Annotated in this window: 9 protein-coding genes; 7 read left to right on the top strand and 2 right to left on the bottom strand. The window is 52.4% G+C overall.

What is annotated here, in order from left to right:
• Nucleotides 1-1026, bottom strand: a 1026-nt coding sequence (rmuC, locus tag F8I07_RS00045; RefSeq protein WP_292654115.1) for a DNA recombination protein RmuC, incomplete at its 3' end; no start/stop codon positions are given.
• A gap of 230 nt (nucleotides 1027-1256) precedes the next feature.
• On the opposite strand from rmuC, the gene F8I07_RS00040 reads away from it, so the two are divergent.
• From F8I07_RS00040 to F8I07_RS00010, 7 genes are all read left to right on the top strand, one after another.
• A complete protein-coding gene (locus F8I07_RS00040) occupies nucleotides 1257-1817 on the top strand; it encodes a hypothetical protein (protein WP_292654114.1) in 561 nt (186 codons plus the stop codon).
• Between the two features lie 271 nt (nucleotides 1818-2088).
• Entirely contained in the window at nucleotides 2089-3804 is a 1716-nt protein-coding gene (locus F8I07_RS00035) for an OmpA family protein (RefSeq protein WP_292654113.1), read from the top strand.
• A gap of 15 nt (nucleotides 3805-3819) precedes the next feature.
• On the top strand, nucleotides 3820-4296 hold the full coding sequence (locus tag F8I07_RS00030; protein WP_292654111.1) for a Rab family GTPase: 477 nt from the start codon (nucleotides 3820-3822) through the stop codon (nucleotides 4294-4296).
• The gene (locus F8I07_RS00025; protein ID WP_292654109.1) at nucleotides 4293-5471 is read left to right on the top strand and encodes a GGDEF domain-containing protein; all 1179 of its coding nucleotides are present in this window, start codon (nucleotides 4293-4295) and stop codon (nucleotides 5469-5471) included. The genes F8I07_RS00030 and F8I07_RS00025 overlap by 4 nt, the downstream gene beginning before the upstream one ends.
• A 176-nt stretch (nucleotides 5472-5647) precedes the next feature.
• Nucleotides 5648-5848: a DUF2905 domain-containing protein gene (locus F8I07_RS00020; protein WP_292654107.1), complete on the top strand. Its 201-nt coding sequence runs from the start codon at nucleotides 5648-5650 to the stop codon at nucleotides 5846-5848.
• Between the two features lie 19 nt (nucleotides 5849-5867).
• Nucleotides 5868-7196, top strand: a complete 1329-nt coding sequence (locus tag F8I07_RS00015; protein ID WP_292654105.1) for an SH3 domain-containing protein — start codon at nucleotides 5868-5870, stop codon at nucleotides 7194-7196.
• Between the two features lie 99 nt (nucleotides 7197-7295).
• A complete protein-coding gene (locus F8I07_RS00010) occupies nucleotides 7296-8468 on the top strand; it encodes a sodium:proton exchanger (protein ID WP_292654103.1) in 1173 nt (390 codons plus the stop codon).
• A 154-nt stretch (nucleotides 8469-8622) separates the two neighbouring features.
• Here F8I07_RS00010 and F8I07_RS00005 read toward each other — a convergent pair.
• Nucleotides 8623-10352 (bottom strand): bifunctional aconitate hydratase 2/2-methylisocitrate dehydratase (locus tag F8I07_RS00005; RefSeq protein WP_292654101.1); only part of this gene is annotated, 1730 nt, incomplete at its 5' end.

Raw genomic sequence — 10352 nt, 5'->3', positions numbered from 1 at the left:
GATAGGCAGAAACATAAAGATGAAATCGAGGGTCTCGATCCCCTCAAGATTGGCATAGTTTTTGTCGCCCAGTTCCCCGATATGGGCTTTGACCGCCTGCAGATGCGCCCGAGCCTGGATCTGACGTTCCGCTTCGCTTTCGGCGGCGATATAGCGTTCATAGGCGTTCAGAGAGGTTTTGGCATCGATCACCACATCCCGTCCGCCGGGCAGATGGACCACCACATCGGGACGGAAACGCCGCGCCTCCCCGTCTCTCAGACTCAACTCCCGTTCGAACTCCTCCCCCTCCCGGAGTCCCGAAGCCTCCAGGATGCGCTCCAGCACCATCTCGCCCCAGATCCCCTGGCTCTTGTGCTCCCCTTTGAGGGCCCGGGTGAGATTGTGGGCCTCCTCGGAGATCTGCCGGTTGAGCTCCCGAAGCGTTTTGAGTTCGGTCTGCAGTGCCGCCATCTCGCGACTCTCTTCGCTGTGCACTTCGTCCACCCGTTTGCGAAAGCGCTCTACCTGCTGCTGAAGCGGTCGTAGGATCTGGGCCACCCCTTCCCGGGAAACGCTCTGGAAACGCAGGGCGTTTTCCTCCATGATCTCCCCCGCCAGGCTCCGAAACTGCCGCTGCAGCTCCTCCCTGGCCTCCTTGAGCTCCTCGGTCAATTGCCGGTAGTGGCGCTCCTGCTCTTCGAGCCGGCTCTCCAGAGCACTCCGCTCCGCCGCCGACGCCTTCATCCTTTCCTGCAACCCCTCTATTTCCTCCTCTCTTTTTTGCAGCCTCTGCCGCATTGGAGCGAGCTGTTCCAGTGCCGTCTCTGCCCGAACCCGCTGCAATTTCTCTCTCTCCAGAAGCCTTTGTAGCGAACGCTTCTCCTCACTCTCCGCCGCCAGGTGATGGTGCAGTCGTTCCTCTTTCTCCATGCAGGTTTTACGTTGTAAACGGCAGAGCACCGCGCCCGTCACCCCTGCGATCAAGGCCCCTGCCGTCAAACCGCCGGCTCCCCACACTATCCATTCCGGTAGATAAATTCCCATTGTTTCCATTTGGTCTCATATTTTAAAATATATTAAGCGAACATATTATATCTACTCCTTCACTGCCGGCGAAAACATGGTTCATATTGAAAGATTTGACGTTTGAAACGTCAAGCCGGATCCTTCTTCAAAGTATTCACCGGGGAAAGCGCCACACTTCAGAAAAGTAATAACGATTATTAGATAGAATAGATTCATCGAGGATCAAATATATCGCAAGGAATCACAAAATGGCAGAGCATAATGGAAACAATATCGATCAGATCAGAGAGCTGATTTTCGGTCCCCAGATCAAAGAGTTCGAAGAGAAGTTCAAGCAGATCGAAGGCAGCATGCACCGACTCTTTGACGATTTGAAAAAGGGGCTTCATGAGTCTCAGGCAAAATTGAAAAAGGAGACCGAACGCTCCCTGACCCTCCTGGAGAAGAAGATCGACAATCTCTCCACGACCGGCCAGAAAGAGCGGCAACAACTCAAAGAGCTCATCAACAGTGTCGATCAGACCCTCCAGGAAAAGACGGCGATGCAAAAAGATGAGTTCGAGACCAAACTGGAAATGACAAAAGAGGGGCTCGAAGAGGATCAGGAGAAGATCAAAGAGACAATCAACGAAACACGCAGAGAGCTTGAGGAGTTGCTGCAAAACAGCCTGGCGACTCTCTCGGATGAAAAGCTCTCCAGAGACCGAATGGCCCAGATGCTCCTGGAGGTGGCGATGAAGATCCAGGGGACCGATATGGCCGCCATGCTGACCGATAAGAGCGGAGAGAAGAAAACTGAAGAGCAATAAGAGCGATCTGGAGAAGCTCAAAGCGCTACTCTTTGCCGACGAAGCTGAACGGCTCAAACGGCTGGAGGAGCAGCTCAAAGAGCTAAAGATCCGATCCGGCGACGAAGCCTATCTCAAGGCGAAGCTCCTACCGTTATTTGACGACGTACTGCTGGAACGTCTGCGCAGCGCCGATCAGCAAACCGTCACCATCTTTGCCGAACACCTGGCGCAGATCATTGCCAAAACCTCCGAAACCGATCCGGAATCTTTCAAACACTCACTGCAAGGAGTGCTGGCTTCGGCCATCAAAGAGCAGATCGATTCCAACCGGGAGGCGATGGTGGACGCCCTCTACCCCATCATGGGCGGGATGATCAGCAAATATGTCAGTTCCGCCATCCGCGAACTGATGGAGACGATCAATACCAAGATCAATCAAGGGCTCTCCGTCGAGCATTTCAAACGCAAAATCAAAGCCAAAATTACCGGTGTCAGTGAGACCGAACTCCTTCTCGAAGAGAGCGCCGAAGCCAAAATCTCTTCTCTTTTCGTCATTCAAAAAAACAGCGGGATGCTGATCAGCGAAGCCCATCTCCGTGACGACGAGATCGACGATCCTCATCTCATCGCTTCCATGGCCAGTGCCGTCAAAGACTTCATCAACGATTGGATCAAAAGCCATGACGAGCACGAAGAGGTACAGCTGCTCAGCTACGGAAAATCGACTCTCTACATCGAAAGTGCCGGCAGTGTCTATCTCATCGCCTTTTTGGACGCCGAACCCGATTGGGAACAGCGGTCCGAAATCAATCGCTTTTTTGCCTCGCTGGTCAAAAAATACCACTCTCTTTTTCAGGAATTTGACGGAGATGACAGCGACGAACGTGTCCAGGCGCTCAATCGGGATCTTCTGGACTATCTCCGGAATCAAAACGAGAAGTCCCCTACAAATGATGACAATGCCCCCAAAAACAACTATGCGAAATATTTCATTATCGTTTTGCTCCTGGCCCTGGTTATTCCACTGGGATTCTGGATTAAAAATCGTTACATCGAATATAGACTGGCATCTGAAGTAGCCGACAAAACCGGGGCGATGGTTACCCTCGAAATTGACGGGGACAAGCTCATAGCCGATGGAATTGTCGACAACTTTTCCACACTCGATACCCTCAGGAGTATTCTCCAAAAAGAGAGTTCAAAAAAACTGATCGATAACATCACTTTATCTGCCGATAAAATCGAAAAACTTTCCAAAAAAGAAGAAGCCGATATCGATCACAATGTCAGTCATCTTTCCCGCTCTCTTCATACAATGAAGCAAGAGCTTGAACAACTCAAAAAAAGCCTGCAAGAAAACCGAAAAACGATCGAACGTCTCTCCAAGCTCTCCGATGCCCAGGCACACTCCATTCATAACGCAAAGCAGTTGCTGGAGAATCAAAATAAAAAGCTGGAGATGTTCACGGCGAGAGAGCAGCAAATAAAAAAGCTTGCCAACCTTAAAAGACGTATCGATCAGAAACTTGATGAAGTTTTCAAAGGGAATCCCTATTTTGACCCGACGGAGCACTCTCTCGTCTTCTCCAGCGGAAATTTTTTCCCCAAAGGCAAAGCCACTTTAAGCAACGGCGCTGCCCGGCTCATTGCCCGAACGACCGACAAATACCTCTCGACCCTGCTCAGCCTGCCTGAAGCGAAAAAATATCTCAAGAGAATCACTGTTTCGGGATATACAGATAGTAGCGGAACTTTTAAGTATAATATGCGACTCTCTTCCCAGAGAGCCGAAGAGGTCAAAACAATCATTCAGGGACTGGAAAGCGTCCGGAAAAATGGGCTTTCGTCCCTATTGTATTCCCAGGGACTCGCCGACCGTAACCTCATCAAGGTCAACGGCGTCGAAGACAAAAATGCCTCAAGAAGGACGGTGATCCGTTATATCCTGGACAAAAAGAAAATAGACGAAGCCGTCAAAAAATTATTGAATGAACGCGAAATTTAAAAGGGTTGTAGAACAGTGATACGCAAAAAGATTCTTTTGCTGGGGGACTTCGGTGTCGGAAAAACCAGCTTGATAAGACGTTATATCGACAACACCTTTGACGACAGATATCTCACAACGATCGGCGTGAAGATATCCAAAAAAATACTTGAGATTCGCCGGATAGAGTGTGAACTTATCATTTGGGATATCGAGGGCTCCACACCGATCAAAAAAATACCCAAAAGCTATATGTTCGGAGCACACGGAGCGATCTTTGTCGCCGACTGCAACAGGGAAGCGACGATCAAGGATCTGGCCGAACATATTGAAACTTTTCTCACCGTCAATCCCAAGGCGAAGTATGTCATCGCCTACAACAAATCAGACCTGTTGAGCGCGGAGCAAAAAGCGGATTTTCCTCTGGAGGAGAATGCCTTTTTGACTTCGGCAAAAGAGGGAGAAAACGTCAATCGGCTCTTTTCCACATTAGCAGAGGAGATAATTCAATGAAAAACATACAGATCATTCTCAATGCCATACTCTCCAGTGAGATCTTTGAGTATATTCTCATTGACAGAAAGTATCGCATTGCAGATTTTTCGGACGGTGTGAAAAAATATGTCGAAAATGAGATCGAAGACGGCAATGATATTCGGGACTATTTCCCGGAAATTTTCGGTTATGAAACCAAAATACAGAAAGTTTTTAATGACAAAGAGAGCCGCTATATCTTAGAAACCGTCAAGAAAAACGACTACTATATCAATATCCATCTCAATCACTACAGCGATGATATATTGTTGATACTGCTGCACAACATCACCGAGATCACCCTTTCCAAGCTGAAGCTGCTCCAATACAGCAACGAAAATATGCTCCTCTACAGTACGATCAAAAAGATCCTGGACAGTCAAAACAACTATATCATCGTCACCACTGACGATGAAGTCGAATACGCCAACAAGAGATTTCTGGAATACTTCAGTCTGAAAAATACCGATGAGCTCAACGAAAGAAAACTCTGCACCTTCATCAGAGCCTCCGTCCCCATCGAGAGCTATAACGATCTTTATGAGTATGCCAAAGACGAAGAGAAACAGATCTATGTCAGAAATGATGTCTTTCTGGTCAAGGCGACGCTGCTGGAAAAGACCTACAAACTCTTTACCTTCTCAAACATCACCCAATTGAACAATATCAATAAAGAGCTGGAAAACCGCATCAACATCGATCCGCTGACGAACCTGTATAAAAAACCCTATTTTGACAAAAAGATCAAAGAGAAGCTCGAATGCAATGAGCGTTTCGCCGTCGTCGTCATCGACCTGGACAATTTCAAGCACATCAACGACAAATACGGACACATCGTCGGCGATAAAATTCTTCAGGAGTTTGTCAGACTCGTCAAAGCCAATCTTCGCAACGACGATCTCTTCTCCCGATGGGGCGGCGAAGAGTTTCTGATACTGATCGAGAGCGACAAGCAAGAAGAGATCAGTCACAAGATCGAAGCGCTGAGAGCCTTGATCAGTCAGCATCGTTTCAACGACGTGGGACACCTGACCGCCAGTTTCGGTATCACCTTCTCCAAGGAGGGTGACACTATCGAAAGCCTCCTGAAAAGGGCTGACGATGCGCTCTATCGGGCAAAAAATCTCGGCAAGAACAGGGTCGTAACGCTGTAAGAGCTATAAGAAGTTCATAAATAAACTCCGTCATTCCGGGCTTGACCCGGAATCTAGGGCTTAGAATACCCATTAAACCGTAGATCCTGAATCACGTTCAGAATGACGGAGTATTTGTTTGGGATTTTTGACACCCTCTGTTCAGAGCCCTCTGTATGTTGGCAAAAGGATAAAGCATGGCTAATCTGCTAATCGGAACAGGTCTTTTGCTGCTACTGGCCGGAATCGCTTTCAAGTTCGGTCTGATGGGCTGGTTCGGTCATCTTCCCGGTGATCTCCGTTACGAAGGAGAGCACTTCGTCTTTTATGCTCCCATCGGATCGATGATTTTGCTCTCGGTTCTTTTGTCGTTGATTCTTTGGCTTTTCAACCGCTAAACGGTTATAATCGATTCCGATGAAGCATCTTGTAACCCTTTTGATCTTTTTCTTGCCGCTTTGGCTGGTGGCCGCCTGGCACCTGGAGCCGGGCCACCGCCCCCGAAGCGCCATCGACCGTCTCCCTTTCAAAAGCGTCCGGGATATGAAAACCATCCCCCAGAATCCCGCCTATTATGCCCGCCAACTCAAGCCGATCCCGCGGAGCCGGCAGCTCAGCCACGACCGGGAGTACAACCACATCTACTTCAGCCCCTGGGAATCAGGCTACCGGATCAAGGAGCCCAAAGAGGAGCTGCTCTGGGTGATTCCTTTCGTCCGAAAGAAAAAGATCTACAATGCCCGAAAGCGCCTCATCTCTCCCCGGGTCATCGAAGGATGGATCCGCAACGCCCAGATGGAGAAGCTCGGCACCGTCGGGGCCCGGGCGATCTCCGTGCGCCACACCGATCTGCGGGCCCTGCCCACCCGGACTCCCGCCTACCGGGATCCCTGGAAAAACACCGAAGGCTTTCCCTTCGACTATTTCCAGAACAGTGAACTCCACCCCAACGTCCCCCTCTATCTCTCCCACTACTCCCGGGACGGCAGATGGGCCTTCGTCCAGGCGGCCCATGCCAACGGCTGGGTACCGACGAGAGATATCGCTCAGGTGGGCGACCGCTTTCTCCGAGCCTTCAAGACCGGCCGCTATTTCGTGACAGTTCGGGACAATCTCTGGCTCAAAAAGGGCAAAAAGCGGATCACCCTCGTCAAATTGAGCACGATCTTTCCCATGGATCGCAGCGGACGATGGCTCCTGACTGCCTCCCGGGGAGCTGACGGTAGTGCCCTGCTGCAGCGTATCACCCTCCCCTCCCGCAAACTGGCGGATCTGAAACCGTTGCCGTTCACCCCCCGCAACGTGGCGAAGGTTGCCCGGCAACTCTACGGTGAACCCTACGGCTGGGGCGGCAAGATGATGACCAGAGACTGCTCCGCCACCACCCGGGATTTTCTGGGGGTCTTCGGTATCTTCCTCAAACGCAACTCCGCCAAACAGGCCAAAGCGGGCAAGGCCCTGAAGATCAAAGGACTGCCCAAGGCGAAGAAAAAAGCCCTCATCATCGCCAAAGCCAAACCCTTCCGTTCTCTTCTGTACGTTCCCGGCCACATTACCCTCTATCTGGGCCGCTACCGCAATGAACCCGTCATTATGCACACCTACTGGGGTATCCGGCTCAAGAACTGGAGCAAATATCCCCTCTGCCGTACCATCATCACCACCACCGAGCCCGGCAAGGAGCTTCCCGAGATCCGGGAAAAAAGCAAACTGATTAATACCCTGCAGCAGATCATCACCTTTTGACCCCTCTTCCCGAAGAGAAAAAACTGTCCCTTCAATGAGATTTTCGACAGAAAATTATGCTATGATTCGCTCCATCTATTTTTGATAGGAGTCAAACACTTGGATTCTAAACCTCCGTCGGGTTCTTCCCACACTTCTCACAACAACACCCTGCATTTTCTTGCCGAATATTCCGATATGATCCTGGGGCTGATCTTCGGTCTGCTGGCTTTTTACTTTCATTTCACTCACAGCCCTTACCTCTCGGTCATCAGTGCCGCCGTAGCTATCGGAGCTTTTTCCATCACTGTCTCCGAAATCGCAGAGATTTTGGCAGAGCGGCTGGAGGAGCCCTATGCCAGCTTCGTCCTGACCTTCTCCGCCGTGGCGGTAGAGATCATCCTGCTCTTTATGATCGTCCGGGAAGGGGTCCACAACCCGGCAGCCCTGGAGACGGTCAAGGGGGGAATCATCTCCGCCGTCATCGTCGATATGAACGTGCTACTGGGGCTGGCGGTCTTTATCGGCGGGCTGAGCTACAAGGAGCAGGAGCACAATGAGGATACCTCCAGCACCTACACGACGATCCTGCTGGTCGCCTCCTCGGCGTTGCTGGTCCCCAGCATCCTCACCTATACCCAGAATAGCCGGACGCTCTTTGAAGCCTCGGTGATGATCGCTCTGTTGCTGATGAGTTTCTATGTGGCGATCTTCATCTTCCAGACCCGAACCCACTCCCACTTCTTCAAAGCCACCGCCAAAAGCCGCCTCTTCAGAATCAAAAAACACCGCAACGAAGAGGAGGACGAAGAGGACGAAGATTATCTCTTCGAGCGTCTGGGCAATGTGGCCAATTTCTTTGCGATGTTCATTCTCATTTTCATCATCGGTGTCCTGGCGGAACTCTTCGCCTCTGACGGAATGCCCATCGCCCGAGAGCTAGGGATCTCCACCGGACTGGCGGGTCTCATTATCGCCCTCATCGCCGTGGCCCCAGAGATTATGACCGCTATCAAAGCCGCCCGGGACGACGAGATCCAACGGGTCATCAACATCGCCATGGGAGCCTCCACCGTCTCGATCATGCTGACGGTTCCCATTCTCATGGCTCTAGCCTACAGCAACGGCATCCGTCTCACCCTGGACTTCAACGCCTTTCAGGTCGGTGCCCTGATCCTCACCATCATCCTCGCCTGGAAGACCACCGATGACGGTGAAACCAACTACTTCGAAGGGATCAGTCACCTGATGTTCTTCCTGGGCTACGCCATCATCGCAACGCTCTATCACTAAAAATGAGGAAGTAGGAGTTAGAAGTTAGAAATTTTTGGAAGCGCAAATTCATTCGCGTCCGGAGTGTGGAACGACTTGGCAGATCGTTTCGGCGTCCACTTGGCCGGGAATGAATTCCCGGTTCCGATATCGTCAAGGATAGAAGGGGAGGTCGTCAGCCGACCATTTCGTCGAGAGTCTCTTCGGGGATCTGATCAAAGTTGAGATACTTGTAGACCTGATCCTTCTTGTCCTCGGTGATCTTGCGGTTGACGATCTCCAGATACTCTTCTTTTGTCGGAATGCGTCCCAAGAGCGCACAAACCGCCGCCAGCTCGGAGGAGCCCAGATAGACCTGGGCCCCTTTGCCCATCCGGTTGTCGAAGTTCCGGGTGGAGGTGGAGAAGACCGTGGCATTATCACGGACCCTCGCCTGGTTCCCCATACACAGAGAACAGCCGGGAATCTCGGTCCGGGCACCTGCCGCACCGAAGATGGCGTAGTAGCCCTCTTCGATGAGCTCTTTTTCATCCATTTTGGTCGGCGGAGTCACCCAGAGACGAGTATCAACAGGTCCTTCGCCTTTGAGCACTTCACCCAAAGCCCGGAAGAGGCCGATGTTGGTCATGCAGCTGCCCACGAAGACCTCATCGATCTTATGGGGGCGTTTCTCGTCAGCCAACACCTCGCTCAGCGTCGCCACATCATCGGGATCGTTGGGGCAGGCGACGATGGGCTCGGTGATCTCGTTCAGGTCGATCTCGATGACCGCTGCGTACTCGGCATCCTCATCCCGTTCCATCAGGGTGGGATTCTCCAGCCACTCTTTCATCTTGTCGATGCGGCGCTGCAGGGTACGCTTGTCTTCGTAGCCCTGCTCGATCATCTTCTCCAGCAGTTTGATGTTGGAGCGCAGGTACTCGATGACGGGCTCTTTGTTGAGCTTGACGGTACAGGCGGCGGCACTGCGCTCGGCGGAGGCATCGGAGAGTTCGAAGGCCTGTTCGACCTTCAGGTCCTCCAGCCCCTCGATCTCCAGGATCCGGCCGGCGAAGACGTTTTTCTTGCCCTTCTTCTCGACGGTGAGCAGCCCTTCCTGGATCGCGGCGTAGGGGATGGCATTGACCAGATCCCGCAGGGTGATACCGGGCTGCATTTCACCTTTGAACTTGACCAGGACAGACTCGGGCATGTTCAGCGGCATCATCCCGGTGACGGCGGCAAAGGCCACCAGTCCGGATCCGGCAGGGAAGCTGATGCCGATGGGGAAACGGGTGTGACTGTCGCCGCCGGTTCCCACGGTATCAGGCAGTACCATCCGGTTGAGCCAGCTGTGGATAACCCCGTCGCCGGGCTTGAGGATCACACCGCCCCGGCTGGTCCAGAAGGGAGGCAGGGTGTGCTGCAGCTCCACATCGGCAGGCTTGGGATAGGCGGCGGTATGGCAGAAAGTCTGCAGCACCAGGTCCGCACCGAAGCTCAGAGCCGCCAGCTCTTTGATCTCGTCGCGGGTCATCGGGCCGGTGGTATCCTGGCTTCCCACGGTGGAGACGACTGGTTCGACGTACATACCGGGGCGCACGCCCTCCATGCCGCAGGCTTTGCCCACCATCTTTTGGGCCAGGGTGTAGCCTTTGCCGCTGTCGGCGGGCTGCTCGGGCTTGGCGAAGACGTCGCTGTGGCCCAGGCCCAGGGCTTCACGGGCTTTGTTGGTCAGCCCTTTGCCGATGATCAGAGGGATCCGTCCGCCGGCACGCATCTCGTCGGGAAGCGTGTTGGGCTTGAGCTCGAACTCGCTGACCACTTCACCGTTTTTGAGGATGACACCCTCGTAAGGCTTGACGATAATTTCGTCGCCGGTCTCCAACTTGTCGACGGGGGCTTCGATCGGCAGACAGCCGCTGT

The sequence above is a fragment of the Nitratifractor sp. genome (assembly GCF_015487065.1).
Classification (GTDB): Bacteria; Campylobacterota; Campylobacteria; order Campylobacterales; family Sulfurovaceae; genus Nitratifractor.
Note: the sequence above shows the minus strand (reverse complement) of the source record. Positions and strands in the feature narration are given on the sequence as shown.